This is a genomic window from Vibrio sp. 14N.309.X.WAT.E.F5 (genome assembly GCF_030397615.1).
GTDB classification, from domain to species: domain Bacteria; phylum Pseudomonadota; class Gammaproteobacteria; order Enterobacterales; family Vibrionaceae; genus Vibrio; species Vibrio lentus.
Genome location: NZ_JAPNXR010000020.1, coordinates 82,512 through 99,372 on the forward strand (window position 1 = coordinate 82,512; position 16,861 = coordinate 99,372).

General features: G+C 45.5%; 15 protein-coding genes. 13 read left to right on the forward strand and 2 right to left on the reverse strand.

Going from position 1 to position 16,861, the window contains the following annotated elements:
* Position 1 precedes the first annotated feature (1 nt).
* From oadA to luxS, 8 genes are all read left to right on the forward strand, one after another.
* Positions 2-1,783, forward strand: a complete 1,782-nt coding sequence (oadA, locus tag OW495_RS18675) for a sodium-extruding oxaloacetate decarboxylase subunit alpha (RefSeq protein WP_289887728.1) — start codon at positions 2-4, stop codon at positions 1,781-1,783.
* A gap of 9 nt (positions 1,784-1,792) precedes the next feature.
* Positions 1,793-2,923: a sodium ion-translocating decarboxylase subunit beta gene (locus OW495_RS18680; RefSeq protein WP_004735495.1), complete on the forward strand. Its 1,131-nt coding sequence runs from the start codon at positions 1,793-1,795 to the stop codon at positions 2,921-2,923.
* A 172-nt stretch (positions 2,924-3,095) separates the two neighbouring features.
* Positions 3,096-4,049, forward strand: a complete 954-nt coding sequence (locus tag OW495_RS18685; RefSeq protein WP_076672278.1) for an NADP-dependent oxidoreductase — start codon at positions 3,096-3,098, stop codon at positions 4,047-4,049.
* Between the two features lie 6 nt (positions 4,050-4,055).
* The gene (locus tag OW495_RS18690) at positions 4,056-4,517 is read left to right on the forward strand and encodes a YqaA family protein (protein WP_289887731.1); all 462 of its coding nucleotides are present in this window, start codon (positions 4,056-4,058) and stop codon (positions 4,515-4,517) included.
* A gap of 9 nt (positions 4,518-4,526) precedes the next feature.
* Entirely contained in the window at positions 4,527-7,385 is a 2,859-nt protein-coding gene (locus OW495_RS18695; protein WP_099165219.1) for a pitrilysin family protein, read from the forward strand.
* A gap of 99 nt (positions 7,386-7,484) precedes the next feature.
* Positions 7,485-9,053 carry a glutamate--cysteine ligase gene (gene gshA, locus OW495_RS18700; RefSeq protein WP_289887736.1) on the forward strand — a complete coding sequence of 523 codons (1,569 nt, stop codon included), beginning with the start codon at positions 7,485-7,487 and terminating at the stop codon, positions 9,051-9,053.
* A 10-nt stretch (positions 9,054-9,063) separates the two neighbouring features.
* Positions 9,064-9,714: a hypothetical protein gene (locus OW495_RS18705; protein WP_032500972.1), complete on the forward strand. Its 651-nt coding sequence runs from the start codon at positions 9,064-9,066 to the stop codon at positions 9,712-9,714.
* A gap of 24 nt (positions 9,715-9,738) precedes the next feature.
* Complete coding sequence (gene luxS / locus OW495_RS18710) at positions 9,739-10,257, forward strand: S-ribosylhomocysteine lyase (RefSeq protein ID WP_017106874.1); 519 nt, start codon at positions 9,739-9,741, stop codon at positions 10,255-10,257.
* Between the two features lie 88 nt (positions 10,258-10,345).
* On the opposite strand, the gene OW495_RS18715 is transcribed toward luxS, so the two are convergent.
* Both OW495_RS18715 and OW495_RS18720 read right to left on the reverse strand, forming a co-directional pair.
* Positions 10,346-11,617, reverse strand: coding sequence for a CNNM domain-containing protein (locus OW495_RS18715; RefSeq protein ID WP_017108711.1), 1,272 nt, complete (start codon positions 11,615-11,617; stop codon positions 10,346-10,348).
* Between the two features lie 127 nt (positions 11,618-11,744).
* Complete coding sequence (locus tag OW495_RS18720) at positions 11,745-12,539, reverse strand: inner membrane protein YpjD (RefSeq protein ID WP_029223243.1); 795 nt, start codon at positions 12,537-12,539, stop codon at positions 11,745-11,747.
* Between the two features lie 200 nt (positions 12,540-12,739).
* On the opposite strand from OW495_RS18720, the gene ffh reads away from it, so the two are divergent.
* The 5 genes from ffh (at position 12,740) to rplS (ending at position 16,356) form a co-directional block, all read left to right on the forward strand.
* On the forward strand, positions 12,740-14,134 hold the full coding sequence (ffh, locus tag OW495_RS18725; protein ID WP_029223244.1) for a signal recognition particle protein: 1,395 nt from the start codon (positions 12,740-12,742) through the stop codon (positions 14,132-14,134).
* Between the two features lie 212 nt (positions 14,135-14,346).
* Positions 14,347-14,595 (forward strand): 30S ribosomal protein S16, encoded by a 249-nt coding sequence (gene rpsP / locus OW495_RS18730; RefSeq protein ID WP_004735508.1) that lies wholly within the window; start codon positions 14,347-14,349, stop codon positions 14,593-14,595.
* Positions 14,596-14,621: 26 nt separating this feature from the next.
* A complete protein-coding gene (rimM, locus tag OW495_RS18735; protein WP_009847609.1) occupies positions 14,622-15,176 on the forward strand; it encodes a ribosome maturation factor RimM in 555 nt (184 codons plus the stop codon).
* Positions 15,177-15,202: 26 nt separating this feature from the next.
* Positions 15,203-15,943 (forward strand): tRNA (guanosine(37)-N1)-methyltransferase TrmD, encoded by a 741-nt coding sequence (gene trmD, locus OW495_RS18740; RefSeq protein ID WP_009847608.1) that lies wholly within the window; start codon positions 15,203-15,205, stop codon positions 15,941-15,943.
* A 59-nt stretch (positions 15,944-16,002) separates the two neighbouring features.
* On the forward strand, positions 16,003-16,356 hold the full coding sequence (rplS, locus tag OW495_RS18745) for a 50S ribosomal protein L19 (protein WP_009847607.1): 354 nt from the start codon (positions 16,003-16,005) through the stop codon (positions 16,354-16,356).
* The last annotated feature ends 505 nt before the right edge of the window (positions 16,357-16,861 follow it).

Here is a 16,861-nt window from a genome sequence, read left to right on the forward strand (position 1 = left end):
CATGTCTAAACCACTAGCTATCACTGATGTGGTACTTCGTGACGCGCACCAGTCACTATTTGCTACACGTATGCGTATCGAAGATATGCTGCCTATTGCGGCAGAACTAGATAAAGTCGGTTACTGGTCTTTAGAGACTTGGGGTGGCGCGACGTTTGATTCGTGTATCCGTTTTCTTGGAGAAGATCCGTGGGAGCGTTTGCGTGAGCTGAAAAAAGCGATGCCAAACACACCAATGCAGATGCTACTGCGTGGTCAAAATTTATTAGGTTACCGCCACTACGCGGATGACGTAGTCGAAAAATTTGTTGAACGTGCCCACAAGAACGGCATGGACGTATTCCGTATTTTTGATGCGATGAATGATGTTCGTAACTTTGAAACGGCAGTGAAAGCAACGATTGATGTTGGCGGCCACGCTCAAGGTACGTTGTCTTATACAACCAGCCCAGTACACAACTCAGATACGTGGGTTGATTTGGCTAAGCGCTTGGAAGACCTAGGCTGTCATTCACTATGTATCAAAGATATGTCAGGTTTATTAAAGCCTTATGAAGCGGAAGAGCTAATCACTCGCATCAAAGCGTCTTGTGATGTACCTCTGGCGCTGCATAGCCACGCGACAACGGGTCTATCAACCGCTACAGCCGTTAAAGCTGTTGAAGCTGGCATTGATATTCTAGACACCGCAATCTCTTCTATGAGCTGTACTTACGGCCATACACCAACCGAAACGGTTGTTGCTATGTTGGAAGGCACAGAGCGCGACACCAATCTTAAGCTTGATCAGATCGAACCCATCGCGGCTTACTTCCGTGACGTACGTAAAAAGTACGCGAAATGGGAAGGTCAGCTAAAAGGTGTCGATTCTCGCATCTTGATTGCTCAAGTTCCTGGCGGCATGTTAACCAACATGGAAGGTCAGCTTAAAGAGCAAGGCGCAGCCGATCGTATGGACGAAGTGCTTGAAGAGATCCCGCGCGTACGCAAAGAGCTGGGTTACATTCCTTTGGTAACACCTACTTCTCAAATCGTCGGCACTCAAGCAGTTATCAACGTCTTAACCGGTGAGCGTTATAAGAGCATCACTAAAGAGACTGCGGGTCTACTGAAAGGCGAATACGGTCAAGCTCCTGCTGAGGTTGATGCTGAACTGCAAGCGAAAGTATTAGATGGTGCTGAGCCAATCACGTGTCGTCCTGCTGATTTACTTAAGTCTGAAATGGATACGTTAACGACTGACCTTTTAGAAAAAGCGAAATCAGATGGCATTTCACTCGCTGAAGATACCGTTGATGATGTGCTGACATACGCACTCTTCCCACAAGTTGGCCTTAAGTTCCTTAAGAACCGTCGTAACCCTGAAGCATTTGAACCTGCACCAACTGCAGAAACGGCAGCTCCTGCTGCAGCACCACAACCTGCTGCTGGCGGTATTGAAAGCTACAGCGTGAAGGTTGATGGTCAAGTTTATGATGTTGAAGTTGGCCCTCAAGGTGAACTGACATCGGTATCTCCATCAGCGAAACCAGCACAAGCGGCTCAAGCAGCACCAGCTGCGGCTTCTGATGCAGAAGCCGTTCCAGCTCCGTTAGCGGGCAACATCTTCAAAGTTATCGTTCAGCCGGGCGCTGAAGTGGCTGAAGGTGATGTACTACTGATCTTGGAAGCGATGAAGATGGAAACGGAAGTTCGTGCTGCTCGTGGTGGTATCGTTCAAGAGTTGAATGTTAAAGAAGGCGATGCAGTTACTGTAGGCGCTCCACTACTAAGCTTAGCGTAAGGGAGTCCCATGGAAGGATTGATGACCTTATGGTCTGAAACAGGTATTGCTAACTTTGAGTTCGGCCAGATCTGTATGATGTTGGTCGGTTGCTTACTGTTGTTTTTGGCAATTCGCAAAGGATTTGAACCGTTACTTCTACTGCCGATTGGTTTTGGTGCCGTATTAGCAAACATTCCAAATGCTGGGTTTACTGATCCAGGTGGTTTGCTTTACTACGTTTACTACATTGGTATTGAAACGGGTATTTTCCCACTGCTGATCTTTATGGGTGTTGGTGCAATGACGGACTTCGGTGCGTTGATTGCTAACCCTAAAACGTTATGGCTAGGGGCTGCGGCTCAGTTTGGTATCTTCGCAACGCTATTTGGTGCGATCTTGCTGAACTATGTTCCAGGAATGGAATTTTCAATGGCCGATGCTTCGTCAATTGCGATTATTGGTGGTGCCGATGGCCCAACCGCGATCTTCTTGGCGAGTAAGTTATCTCCTGACCTATTAGGTGCCATTGCGGTTGCGGCTTATAGCTACATGGCGTTGGTTCCTATTATTCAGCCGCCAATTATGAAAGCGCTAACGACGCCTGAAGAACGCAAGATTAAAATGGCGCAGTTACGTCACGTAGGTAAAGCTGAGAAGATCCTTTTCCCGCTTGCTGTACTGCTGATGACGATTCTGTTCCTACCTTCAGCAACACCTCTAGTGGGTATGTTCTGCTTGGGTAACTTAATGCGTGAAGCGGGTGTGGTTGATCGTCTTTCAAAAACAGCTCAAAACGAACTGATTAACGTCGTAACTATTTTCCTAGGCCTAGGTGTTGGTTCTAAGCTTCAAGCGGATACGTTCTTGAACTTAGAGACACTGGGTATTCTAGGTTTAGGTGCGGTGGCGTTCAGTATCGGTACGGCGGGTGGTGTATTAATGGCTAAGCTACTTAATCGCTTCTCTAAAGAAGACATCAACCCATTGATTGGCGCAGCTGGAGTATCAGCGGTTCCTATGGCAGCTCGTGTTGTAAACAAGGTTGGTCTTGAGGCAAATCCTCAAAACTTCTTGTTGATGCATGCGATGGGCCCGAACGTGGCAGGTGTACTTGGTAGTGCGGTTGCCGCAGGTATTCTATTGGCTCTCGTGGGCTAATGACCTGCTGGGTCATGTGTCGTTACGTTAATTGGTCGTCAATTTACGAATGAGCGGTTAACTTCGCCTTATTAAATGGTTTATAGTCAAAGGGATGCTTTCGCATCCCTTTCTTTTTTATCAATTAGGGTGTTTGCTCACTAGGGCTTTTATCAATCAAGGAAATGTGGAAATGGAAAACAAACAGATTGCGATTACTCAATTCGGCGGCGTCGAAAACCTAAGTATTCAAACCAACATTATTCCTAAGCCAAAGGCGGGAGAAGTGCTGGTCAAAGTTTCCTTTTCGGGCATTAATCCGATTGATGTCAAAACCCGTGCTGGCCTTGGTTGGGCCGCAGCACAGAACAAAGATAATCTTCCTTGGGTGCCTGGTTACGACATTTCAGGACAAATTGTCACGCTAGGCGAACAGGCAGAGCGTTTTACTGTTGGTGATAACGTGGCAGGCTTTATTGGCTTTCCATTGCAAGGTGGTGGTTACAGCCAATATGTGTGTGTTCCAGAAGCGGCATTAAGCATGGTTCCTGATTCGGTCACTCTAGAAGCGGCAGCTGCATTACCACTAGCCAGCCAAACGGCAGCACAAGCACTCAACAAGGCTGAAGTGAAAGAGGGCGACCGCGTACTCATCTTGGCGGGTGCTGGCGGCGTTGGTCATTTGGCGGTTCAAATCGCCGTGGCAGCGAAAGCCGAGGTTTATACAACTTGTAGTGAAGCGAATCTTGATTACTTAGCAACGCTAGGCGCTCATGCGATTAACTATAAGTTTGCGCCAGCATCAGAAAGAGTATCCGATGTCGATGTGCTGATTGATTTGGTCGGTGGCGATACCGCTCTCGATGCATTGAAGTGTCTAAAAGATGGCGCAAGAGTCGTGACAGTCCCAACTTTATCTGCTGAATTGATCTGCGAAAAAGCAACATTATTAGGCTTTACTGCATCAGGTATGCTGGTTGAGCCAAACCCAGAGCAAATGGACACTATGCTGTATATGGTCAGTGTCGGATTGCTCAAAACAGAAATTCAAGGTATCTACCAGTTAGACGAAGCGCAGTCAGCTCATCTACAGGTTGAAACTGGGCATACCAGAGGCAAGGTACTACTTAAAATGCAAGAAGGTTGATATGCAGTGCTAGAGTTTTTTAATTCTCTGTTTGAAAACATAGCGCTGTGGTTCTCTGACTCGGCGCTGTGGGTACTCTTTATTAGTGGCTTCTTGAGTGCCACTTTATTGCCCGGCGGTTCAGAAGCGAGCCTTGTGGCAGCCTTGAGCTTAGATCAGTTTTCAACATCATCGATCATTCTGCTGGCGACACTTGGTAATACCTTAGGCGGCCTGACCAACTATTGGATTGGTTTGTTGTTGCCTAATCGAACTCAATCTGAAAAGCATGGTCATAAGGCTATGGCTTGGCTGAGCCGTTATGGTTACTGGACACTGTTATTCAGTTGGTTACCCATCATTGGTGATCCTTTGTGTCTGGCTGCCGGTTGGCTGAGAATGAAATTTATCCCTAGCGTTATTTTGATAGCGATTGGCAAAGCCGCTCGCTACAGCTTACTTGCTGCTATCTACTTCGGTTTTTTCTAAGGAGAACCTATGAAAAAGGTTTTACTTGGTACATTTTCTCTTATCGCCATCGCTGGCTGTTCTTACAATGTACCTAGCTCAACACCCTTCTTTTCTTCGCTACCTGAAGGTGTCACCTTATTAGAAGAAGTTAAGCCTTCTAAAGATAAAGTCGTGATTCCGTATGCGAAATATCAGCTTGAAAATGGCTTGACCGTTATTCTTTCTCCTGATGATTCCGATCCACTGGTGCATGTTGATGTCACTTATCACGTAGGTTCTGCTCGTGAGCAGATTGGTAAGTCAGGCTTTGCTCACTTCTTTGAGCACATGATGTTCCAAGGTTCTGAAAACGTCGGTGACCAACAGCACTTTAAGATCATTACCGAGGCTGGTGGCTCGTTAAACGGCACCACCAACCGTGACCGCACCAACTACTTTGAAACCGTTCCATCTAACCAACTTGAGAAAATGCTGTGGCTGGAATCAGACCGCATGGGCTTTTTGTTGGATGCGGTTTCTCAGAAGAAATTTGAAGTTCAAAGAGGCACGGTTAAGAACGAGCGAGCTCAAAGCTACGAAAACCGTCCTTACGGCTTGATGTGGGAACGCATGGGTGAAGCCCTTTACCCTGAAGGCCATCCATACTCGTGGCAACCAATCGGTTATGTTGAAGACTTAGACCGTGTGGATGTGAATGATCTTAAAGCCTTCTTCCTACGCTGGTATGGGCCAAATAATGCCGTGTTGACTATTGGTGGTGATATCGATGTTGATGACACACTAGAGTGGGTTAATAAGTACTTTGGTCCAATCCCTCAAGGCCCTGAAGTTAAGGCCGCGGAGAAACAACCTGCAGTGCTGACTGAGGACAAGTACATCACCTTAAAAGATAATATTCGTCAGCCGATGGTACTGGTCGGTTGGCCAACGACGTATCGTGGTGAAGAAACACAAGCTTCGTTAAATGCACTGTCTAACGTTTTAGGTTCTGGTACCAACAGTTACCTATATCAAAACTTGGTTAAGACGCAAAAAGCGGTGAGTGCAGGTTCATTCCATGATTGTGCTGAATTGGCTTGTACCATGTATGTTTATGCGATGGGCGACTCTGGTAAAAAAGGGGATTTGACGGTTCTTAATAAAGAGTTGATGGATACCTTAGAGCAGTTCTCTAAAGAGGGTGTTGAACAAGAGCGCTTAGACCAAATTACCGGTATGGCTGAAGCGGATGCGGTTTTCGCTCTGCAAAGTGTCAAAGGGAAAGTTTCACAGCTGGCTTCGAATCAGACCTTCTATGGTCAACCGGATCGTATTGAATCGCAACTCGATCAAATCCGAGCGGTAACACCCGAAAGCGTCAGCAAGGCATACCAAGATTTCATCGAGGGTAAGCATAAGGTTACCTTGAGTGTTGTTCCTAAAAAGCAGCTCGATCTCGCGGTTCGTGAAGCTACATTCACCACTCCAGAACGCACGTTACCTGAATACGCTAAGGTCACTGAAGATCAGCTTGATTTCAGAAAAGCACCCAACACATTTGATCGCAGTGTGATGCCAGAAGTGAACTTTGGTGTTGAAGCGACCATGCCTGAGCTTTATCGCATGCACTTTGCGAATGGCACTGACTTGATTGGTACCGTGACCAGTGAAACGCCGACAGTGCAGCTACAAATTCAACTGCCTGCAGGCGAACGCTATGTTCGTAAAGGGCAAGAAGGCCTAGCGAACTTAACGGCTTCTATGATGGAAGAAGGTTCGACGAAACGAACGGTTGAAGAGTTACAGGCGACCTTAGATAAGCTTGGCAGCAGTGTCAGCATTAGCGCTGGAAGTTATACCACGGATATCTCGGTTTCAACGCTAGAGAAAAACCTGCCTCAAACATTAGCGATCGTACAAGAGGTTCTGTTTGAGCCTAAGTTTGATGAGCAAGACTTTGAACGCGTGAAGAAGCAGATGCTTGAAGGTGTTGTCTATCAGCATCAACAACCAAGCTGGATGGCTTCTCAAGCAACCCGTGAAGTGCTATTTGGTGACAGTATTTTTGCTCGAGCCAGCGATGGTACTAAAGCGTCTCTATCGCAACTGACCTTAGATGATGTGAAAAAATTCTATGGCCAACATTACACACCAGAAGGTGCCAATATTGTTGTTGTGGGAGACATCTCGAAGAAAGAGGTGGGGAAACAGCTACAATTCTTTGAACAGTGGCAAGGCGATGCGGCACCACTAACGCGTCCGCAGATCATCAAAGAGCTTTCAGGACAACATCTGTATTTAGTAGATAAACCAGGTGCGCCACAAAGTATTGTTCGTTTGGTGCGTAAAGGTCTACCTTTTGATGCGACGGGTGAGTTGTATTTGAGCCAGTTGGCTAACTTCAATTTAGCCGGTAACTTCAATAGCCGCATTAACCAAAACTTACGTGAAGACAAAGCGTACACTTATGGTGCAAGCGGTTACTTCGCGAGTACACGTGAAACTGGTGCGGTAGTATTTAGTGCTCAAGTGAGAGCCAATGCGACGGTTCCATCGATTCAAGAGTTTATCTCTGAGCTAAATGAATTTAGTCAAAGTGGATTAACTGACGAAGAGGTGAAATTTATGCGCCTTGCCGTCGGTCAACAAGATGCGCTTAAATACGAAACACCAAGTCAAAAGGCTGGGTTGTTAAGTAATATTGTTGCGCTGAGCCTTGACGAAGATTACCTGCAACAACGTAATCAGATAGTTGAAACGGTCTCAAAAGAGACGTTAAACGAGCTATCTAAGAAATGGTTTGACCCGAATGATTATCAAATAATAGTTGTTGGCGACGCGGCTTCGCTTCGTCCTCAACTAGAAAAGTTAGATATTCCAATAGAAGAGCTTGAAATCATTCGTTAGAGTACACATTAAAGGGGGAGGGAAAAGACTCTATTTTTCTCCTCCGACCTAATTTATGATAGTTCTAATCAGAACGATATAAGATAAGTGAACTGAATTTTGACTGATTTTGCTGCGCGACTAAAGCAAGTTGCAACCAACCCTAAGACCTTCTCTCAATTTGGTCGTGGTGTTGAAAGGGAAACGTTACGCTACACGGAAGATGGGCATCTTGCGACTGGGCCGCACCCAAAGGCTTTGGGATCTGCGTTGATGAACGGATGGGTAACGACCGATTTTTCTGAGTCGCTACTGGAGTTTATTACGCCTGTTTCTAACGACGTTCCGACGCTTTTGAATCAGTTATCTGATATCCATCACTTCACACAAACCAAGTTAGATGGCGAAAAGATGTGGCCGCTTTCTATGCCTTGTTATGTAGGTAGTGAAGATTACATTCAGTTAGCGCAATACGGCACCTCTAACAACGGCAAGATGAAGACGCTATATCGTGAAGGCCTAAAACGTCGTTACGGTAGCCTGATGCAGATTATTTCAGGTGTTCACTTCAACTTCTCTTTCCCGGATAGTTTTTGGGATAGCCTGTTTGGAGAGCAAACCGAAGAAGCGCGTTGTGGATCTAAGTCCGATGCTTACTTTGGTTTGATTCGTAATTACTACCGTTTTGGTTGGTTAATTCCTTATTTCTTCGGTGCGTCACCTGCACTATGTCCTTCTTTCATCAAAGGAAGAGAGACAAAGCTACCTTTTGAAAAGATTGGCGAGACGCTGTATCTACCAAAAGCAACGGCACTACGTCTGAGCGATCTTGGCTACACCAACAGTGCTCAAAGTGTATTGAAAATTGGCTTTAATAGCCTAGATCAGTACCTAGAAGGATTGAACCAAGCGATTCGCACACCATCGGAAGAGTTTGCCGAAATCGGTACTAAAGTTGATGGTGAATACCGTCAGTTGAATAGCAATGTTCTTCAAATCGAGAACGAGCTTTATGCACCAATTCGTCCTAAGCGTGTTGCTAAAAGTGGTGAGAAGCCATCTGAAGCGCTGGCTCGTGCTGGTGTCGAGTACATCGAGGTTCGCTCTTTAGACGTAAACCCATTCAGCTCAATTGGTATCAATGAGCAACAAGTTCGCTTCTTAGATTTGTTCCTAACTTGGAGTGTGCTAACCGACTCTGCTGAGATGGATAACTGCGAACTTGAATGCTGGCGCGATAACTGGAACAAGGTGATCTTAGAAGGTCGTCAGATTGGTTTAGAGCTCAAGATTGGTTGTCATGGCGAAAGACTGTCTCTACAAGACTGGGCGAAGCGCGTCTTTAAAGACCTACGTTCTATTGCTGAGATGATGGACGCTGAACAAGGCGGCCGTGCATACCAAGAAACATGCGATACGCTTGAAGCTTGGATCGATAACCCAGAATTAACGATTTCTGGTCAGCTACTTGAAGAGACCAAGAGATTAGGTGGCTTAGGAAAAGTGGGCTGTGCGTTAGGAAAAACCTACGCTCAACAACACAAAGCGCATCAATATAAAGTTTACTCAGCTGAGTTGATGGAAGCGGAAGTTCAGCGCTCAATGATCGCTCAACAACAAAGTGAAGAAGCAAGCACTCAAGATTTTGACAGCTTCTTAACGGATTATTTTTCGTATTTAAAAGCATAGCGAGACTTTGGTGGAAAGGAAGCAAGCCTTATTAGGCCAGCCTAAACGCGTAAGTGGAAAGTGGTTGCCTGTAGTGACTGTTGGTGTTGTCTCTAGCCTATTGGTTGGATGCGCAACGCCACCGCCAAAGCAGCAAGATAACTTGTGCAGCATCTTTAGAGAGCACCCTTCGTGGTATGAAGATGCACTCGATATGCAAGAAGAGTGGGGCACGCCGATCAACGTAGCGATGGCTTTTGTGAAACAAGAGAGTAGCTATCGTCATGATGCGCGCCCGCCTAAAGATTACATTCTTGGCTTTATTCCGTGGGGCCGTGTGAGCAGTGCCTACGGTTATGCGCAAGCTCAAGATCCTGCTTGGGAAGACTTCCAAAAGGCGACGAATAACGGTGGCTCAAGAACCAGTTTTGATGATGCACTGATGTTTATTGGTTGGTACACCAGCGAAACGCGTCGTCAGTTAGGGGTTTCACTATGGGACCCATATAACCAGTACTTGGCTTATCATGAAGGCCGTGGTGGTTATAAGCGCAAGTCATACAATAGCAAACCATCGTTGATTAAGGTGGCGCGCAAAGTCGAGCAGCAAGCAAAAGATTATGGATGGCAGCTGAAACAGTGCCGTAAAGAACTAGAAGACAATAGAAGTTGGTTTTTCTAAAGCCAACCGTCACGGAGAATAGCAATGCCTTTATTAGATAGTTTCACTGTTGATCATACGCGCATGAACGCCCCTGCAGTTCGTGTAGCTAAAACAATGCAAACCCCAAAAGGGGATACCATCACGGTATTTGACCTGCGTTTTACGGCACCAAACAAAGATATCCTATCTGAAAAAGGTATCCATACTCTAGAGCACCTATACGCAGGATTTATGCGTAATCAACTGAATGGTTCAGACGTGGAAATCATTGATATTTCACCGATGGGTTGCCGTACTGGTTTCTACATGAGCCTAATTGGTACGCCTTCAGAGCAGCAAGTGGCAGACGGTTGGTTAGCGGCTATGCAAGATGTACTGAAAGTTGAGAGCCAAAATAAGATCCCTGAGCTGAACGAATACCAATGTGGTACAGCGGCAATGCACTCTTTGGATGAAGCGAAAGATATCGCCAACGCGATCATCGCTGCTGGTATCTCTGTAAATAAAAATGATGAACTGGCACTGCCAGAGTCGATGCTTCAAGAGCTTAAAATAGACTAATCATTGATAGCCACCCTAGATAGGGCGAGTTAGATACTAAAAGGCCCGGTTCAATGAACCGGGCCTTTTGTTTTTCGTCGAGTAGTGATTATCCGTTAGCGACCTGTGGAAATACACGTACTAGCTTGATGCGGTTTTCTTCGAGTTCAACGATTTCCATCGGATGGCTGGCAACCTCAACACTGAGGTGACTTTCTGGGATATCCTCTAGATGTTCTAATATCAGGCCATTGAGTGTTCTTGGACCGTCAGTAGGCAATGTCCATTGCAAACCTTTGTTGATATCTCGGATATTAGCGCTGCCTTCAATCAAGAAGCTACCATCGCTTTGCGGCGTGATCTCTTCAGATAAGCTCGGTGCGATAGAGGTCGTAAATTCGCCCACGATCTCTTCAAGAATATCTTCTAGCGTAACCAAACCATTGATATCGCCATATTCATCGACGATCAAACCAATACGCTGTTTGTTGCGTTGGAATTTAAGCAGTTGAATGTTGAGTGGCGTCGCTTCAGGAATAAAGTAGATTTCATCTGCGGCACGCAGCAGCGTCTCTTTATTGAATTCGTTCTTCTCAAGCATCAAGCGATAAGCTTCACGCAGCCTCAGCATACCAACCACTTCATCTATTTGATCGCGGTATAGCACGACACGACCATGAGGAGAGTGAGTGAGCTGACGGACGATAGACTTCCAATCATCATTGATGTCGATGCCGGTGATCTCGTTACGTGGCACCATGATGTCATTCACGGTGACATGCTCTAAATCTAGAATCGACACCAACATATCTTGGTGACGCTGAGGTATTAGGGTTCCCGCTTCATTTACTACCGTTCTAAGTTCTTCTGAGCTCAAATGGTCGGTCGCATCATGGCTGGCTTTGACACCTAAGATACGAATGAAGCCGTTGGTAATAAAGTTAACCAAGATAACCAGTGGTGACAGCACCTTCATCAGTATCATTAATAGAATACTGCTGGCGTAAGACACTCGTTCTGGGAAAAGTGAGGCGATGGTTTTTGGGGTAACCTCAGCAAATACGAGGATCACCAGGGTCAGGGCTCCGGTTGCGATTGCAACACCGATATCCCCATAGATGCGCATACCAAGAATCGTAGCGATCGCAGATGCAAGAATGTTGACGAGATTGTTGCCGATGAGAATGAGGCCGATCAATCTGTCTGGGCGACTCAGAAGTTTTTCTACGCGTTTGGCACCTTTATGGCCCGTACTGGCTAAGTGCTTTAAACGGTAGCGGTTCAGGGACATCATGCCCGTTTCAGAACCAGAGAAATAACCAGAAATTACGATGAGACACGCGAGTAGCGCAAATAAGATACCCGTTGATATGTCGTCCAAAACTATTCTTTTCCTATTTGTGTATCTTGATTAATTTATGACCGAACATGGTCGAGATGTCAATTGAATCTAACGGACTCAATATTTTAAAGGCAAGGTGTGTGAGACCTTGCCTTTGTTTTACAGACTAATTCAGGATGATTTCCTGAACGAAGCGGCTACCGAAGTAGGCTAATGTGAGCATGCTGGCACCCGCAAGGGCGAACCAAGTGACTTTCTGTCCACGCCAACCTTTTTGATAATGACCCCAAAGAAGGATGGAGTAGATAACCCAAGCAATAAAAGACAACACGGCTTTGTGCGCTTTTCCTTGAGCAAACATATCTTGTACGAAGATAAGGCCAGTTAATAAAGTACCTGTTAATAAACCATTACCGATAAGAATGATCTTGAAAAGCTGTCTTTCCACCATCATTAATGGAGGTAAGTTAGGGTTTATTACTAACGCTTTTTTCTTTTTAAGTTTGTGATCGAGCCACGCGAGTTGCAGAGCGTATAGCGCGCCGATAGTCAGTGTTGCGTATGAGAAGAGCGCCAAAGAGATGTGCACAAGCAGTTTTGGGTCATTCTCTAGATGTTTGATGAAGGTGCTAGGAAGAAAAGTGGCAGCCATCAAGTTAAGCGCAGCGAAGCTATAAACGACGGGCAAGATGAACCACAATCGGGTTTTGAGCATAGCGCCGCTCATGACCAAAGAGATGATTAAACTGATCAATGAAGCAACGTTCAAGATACTGAGGTTTTGGCCACTGGCATTAAAGATTAAATCGCCAAGCAACCAAGCATGGAAAGCTAAAGCAAGTAATGCGCTGATAAACACCGTTTTTACACGGATTCCTGTTTGGTGCACGAGACCTGGAATGATCGTGGAAATCGCCATTGTATAAAGAAAGGCTGCTGCGATCGCAATAAGACTGTCCATGGTATCCATTTAAATGATTACTAATTGACGAATTATACCTTGCATCGCTCTTTGGGGCTATGGTGAACCTCACTCAATTCCAAGGGAACAATGTCTCACATCACAAGCGTGGATGATTAACGCTCTACAACGGGTATGACTCTAATCCACGCTAATGTATACTCACAGTAATAGTCGCAGGATTGAGCGAAGAGAAAACTATGTTTGATAATTTAACGGATCGTCTATCCAAAACGCTGAAGAATATCAGCGGTAAAGGTCGCTTGACCGAAGACAATATTAAAGAGACGCTGCGTGAAGTACGTATGGCGCTACTTGAAGCCGACGTTGCACTGCCAGTTGTCCGTGATTTTGTTAAGCGCGTAAAAGAAGGCGCTGTGGGTGTTGAGGTATCTAAATCTCTAACACCTGGCCAAGAATTCATTAAGATCGTTCAAGCTGAACTTGAAGCTGTGATGGGCGAGTCTAACGAGGCTCTTGACCTAGCTGCACAACCGCCAGCAGTTATCTTAATGGCGGGTCTACAAGGTGCGGGTAAAACCACATCGGTAGGTAAGCTATCTAAGCTCCTGACTGAGCGTGATAAGAAGAAAGTTTTGGTTGTGTCTGCCGACGTTTACCGTCCAGCCGCGATTAAACAGCTTGAAACCTTAGCAAGCGATGTTGGTGTTGACTTCTTCCCATCTTCAGCTGATCAAAAGCCTCTTGATATTGCAAATGCTGCAATCGACCACGCGAAGAAGAAATTCTACGACGTTCTAATTGTCGATACTGCCGGTCGTTTGGCTATCGATGAAGAGATGATGGGCGAGATCAAAGAGCTTCATACTGCAATTAACCCAGTAGAGACACTGTTCGTTGTTGATGCAATGACAGGTCAAGATGCCGCGAATACTGCAAAAGCCTTTGGCGATACGCTACCACTTACTGGTGTTATCTTAACGAAAGTGGATGGTGATGCGCGTGGTGGTGCTGCACTGTCTGTTCGTCATATCACAGGTAAACCGATTAAATTCTTGGGTGTTGGTGAGAAAACTGACGCACTAGAACCGTTCCACCCAGATCGTGTTGCTTCTCGTATCCTTGGTATGGGCGACGTACTGTCTCTTATTGAAGACCTACAGAAAAACGTTGATACCGAGAAAGCAGAGAAACTGGCTAAGAAGTTCAAAGAGAAGAAAGGCTTTGACCTTGAAGACTTCCGTGAACAGCTAGGACAAATGCAGAACATGGGCGGCATGATGGGCATGATGGATAAGCTTCCAGGCATGTCTCAACTACCGGATAACGTAAAAGATAAAGTTGATGACAAGATGTTCAAGCAAATGGAAGCGATCATCAACTCTATGACAATGAAAGAGCGCCAGCGTCCCGACCTAATCAAAGGCTCACGTAAGAAGCGTATTGCTGCAGGTTCTGGCACTCAAGTACAAGATGTAAACCGTATGCTGAAACAGTTCACTCAAATGCAGAAGATGATGAAGAAAATGCAGAAGGGTGGAATGAAAGGCATGATGCGCAACATGCAGGGCATGATGGGCGGCGGTGGAGGTATGGGCGGAATGGGTGGTGGTTTTAACCCGTTTGGTCGATAATCTACAAATGTAAGCTTTAGCTACGTTACTTTTCATAGTGTTAGCCGTGTCACAGAAAGTGTACGGCGGCTATGTTGGTGAAAAAATAGCTAAAGCCCTTGCATTGCACCGGAATAAGAGTAAAATTCCGGGGCTTTAATTTGGCACGAGACCCCAAGCTATTTACTTATACTTGGGGTTAATTATTTTATTAAGAAAGCAAAGAGGACGACATGGTAACCATTCGTTTGGCACGTCACGGTGCAAAGAAGCGCCCATTTTATCAAATCGTAGTTGCGGATAGCCGTAACTCTGTAACTGGCCGTTTCATCGAGAAAGTAGGTTTCTTTAACCCTACTGCTCAAGGTCAAGAAGAAGGTCTACGTCTAGACCTAGATCGTGTTAACCACTGGGTTGGTCAAGGCGCATCTCTATCTGACCGCGTAGCTAAGCTAGTTAAAGACGCTCAAAAAGCGGCTTAATTCTTTTTTAAAAAGAGAAATAGCTTATGTCGATGAAGGGTAAAGAAACGATGAGCGAGCAAAACGAAAGAATTGTTATGGGTAAACTTGGGTCTACCTATGGTATTCGTGGCTGGCTTAAAGTGTTCTCCTACACAGACAATGCTGAAAGCATATTTGATTACAGTCCTTGGTATTTAAAGCTAAAGGGCGAGTGGGTTGAGTATAAAGTTGAAAGCTGGAAACGTCATGGCCAAGGCTATGTATGTAAGCTAGCGGGATTAGATGTACGTGAAGACGCGCAACTGATGACCAACTTTGAAATTGCTATTGACCCTGCTTCATTACCTGAATTGTCAGAAGATGAATTCTACTGGCGCGAATTGTTCGGTATGCAAGTTTTTACCACTAAAGGTTACAACCTTGGTGAGGTCACTGACCTATTAGAAACTGGCTCGAACGATGTTCTAGTAATCAAAGCAAATCTTAAAGATGCTTTTGGCCAAAAGGAACGGTTAATCCCGTACCTTGAAGAGCAAGTGATCAAGAAAGTTGATCGCGAAGCTCGCCGGATCGAAGTTGACTGGGATCCTGGATTCTAACTCCAAATTACAGAGCGAGAGAACACATGTGGGTTGGCATTATTAGCCTTTTTCCTGAAATGTTCCGTTCTGTTACTGATTTTGGAGTAACAGGTCAAGCGGTTAAAAAAGGTCTTTTATCTATTGAGACATGGAATCCTCGTGATTTCACTCATGATAAACATCGCACTGTTGATGACAGACCTTACGGTGGTGGTCCTGGCATGTTAATGATGGTTCAGCCTTTGCGCGACGCTATCCAAACAGCCAAACAGGCAGCACCGGGAAAGACGAAGGTTATCTACCTTTCACCTCAAGGTCGTAAACTCGACCAGCAAGGTGTTGAAGAGCTGGCAACAAACGAGAACTTACTTCTTATTTGTGGTCGCTATGAAGGGGTAGATGAGCGCATCATTCAATCTGAAGTCGACGAAGAATGGTCGATTGGAGATTTTGTGATGACGGGTGGTGAACTGCCAGCCATGACGTTGATTGATTCAGTCTCTCGGTTTGTTCCGGGTGTACTTGGAGATTTCGCATCAGCAGAAGAAGATTCTTTTGCAAATGGTTTGCTAGATTGTCCCCATTATACGCGCCCTGAGGTGCTAGACGATAAAGATGTACCCTCGGTACTCAAGTCTGGAAACCATAAGGACATTCGTCGCTGGCGATTGAAACAATCGTTGGGCCGAACTTGGCTAAGAAGACCAGAACTCCTGGAAAACCTAGCTCTGACTGACGAACAGGAACAATTACTGGCTGAATTCATTAAAGAGCAACGCTCTTAACGAAAAGCAAGCAGTAACCTATTAAATTTAGTATCAGTTTATTCTAGGAATTTATACAAATGAGCAACATCATCAAGGCTCTTGAAGAAGAGCAACTAAAATCAGACCTTCCTAAATTCGCACCAGGTGACACTGTTGTAGTTAAGGTTAAGGTAAAAGAAGGTGACCGTGAGCGTCTACAGGCTTTCGAAGGCGTTGTAATCGCTATTCGTAACCGTGGTCTACACTCTGCATTCACAGTTCGTAAGATCTCGAACGGTGAAGGCGTAGAGCGTGCGTTCCAAACTCACTCTCCAATGGTTGATAGCATCGAAGTTAAACGCCGTGGTGCAGTACGTCGTGCCAAGTTGTACTACCTACGTGAGCGTTCTGGTAAGTCAGCTCGTATTAAAGAGAAGCTTACTAAGAAGTAATTCTTTTTGCATTCTATCGATAAAAGCGGAGCCATTTGGCTCCGCTTTTTTGTACCTGCAATTTAGAGTTATCGCAGATAAGAGATTTCCAACTCGCTCGTTTCTCGCTCTTGGGGCGGATATCGAGAATAGAGAAGAGTGTCATGCGTGAGTATACCGTCGGAAATCTGCCCCAGAGCTAGGTATATGATTTAGTTCGAAGTCATTAGATTCCCAACTCGTTCGTTCCTCACTTTTGAGAATGACGAATGGGTAACCGGAATCTGGCATTGGATGATGAAGACTTATTGAGGTAGAGGCCCAGTAGGAAGGCTGTGGCTAATAGAATCCCGTAGGGACAATAACGGTCATTCCCTAGACTGACGAAGGAAGGAGTAGGGAATCTCTAGTAGCGCCGTGTTATAGGCAACAAAAAAGGATTGACGTTAAACGCCAACCCTTCAAAATTACTCGCTACTCGCTACTCGCTACTCGCTACTCGCTACTCGCTACTCGCTACTCGCTA

Coding starts and splice junctions, on each gene's coding strand:
- oadA (WP_289887728.1), top strand. CDS start 2: ATGTCTAAACCACTAGCTATCACTGATGTGGTACTTCGTGACGCGCAC.
- rimM (WP_009847609.1), top strand. CDS start 14,622: ATGTCGATGAAGGGTAAAGAAACGATGAGCGAGCAAAACGAAAGAATT.
- OW495_RS18695 (WP_099165219.1), top strand. CDS start 4,527: ATGAAAAAGGTTTTACTTGGTACATTTTCTCTTATCGCCATCGCTGGC.
- OW495_RS18680 (WP_004735495.1), top strand. CDS start 1,793: ATGGAAGGATTGATGACCTTATGGTCTGAAACAGGTATTGCTAACTTT.
- trmD (WP_009847608.1), top strand. CDS start 15,203: ATGTGGGTTGGCATTATTAGCCTTTTTCCTGAAATGTTCCGTTCTGTT.
- rplS (WP_009847607.1), top strand. CDS start 16,003: ATGAGCAACATCATCAAGGCTCTTGAAGAAGAGCAACTAAAATCAGAC.
- luxS (WP_017106874.1), top strand. CDS start 9,739: ATGCCTTTATTAGATAGTTTCACTGTTGATCATACGCGCATGAACGCC.
- OW495_RS18720 (WP_029223243.1), bottom strand. CDS start 12,539: ATGGACAGTCTTATTGCGATCGCAGCAGCCTTTCTTTATACAATGGCG.
- ffh (WP_029223244.1), top strand. CDS start 12,740: ATGTTTGATAATTTAACGGATCGTCTATCCAAAACGCTGAAGAATATC.
- OW495_RS18685 (WP_076672278.1), top strand. CDS start 3,096: ATGGAAAACAAACAGATTGCGATTACTCAATTCGGCGGCGTCGAAAAC.
- rpsP (WP_004735508.1), top strand. CDS start 14,347: ATGGTAACCATTCGTTTGGCACGTCACGGTGCAAAGAAGCGCCCATTT.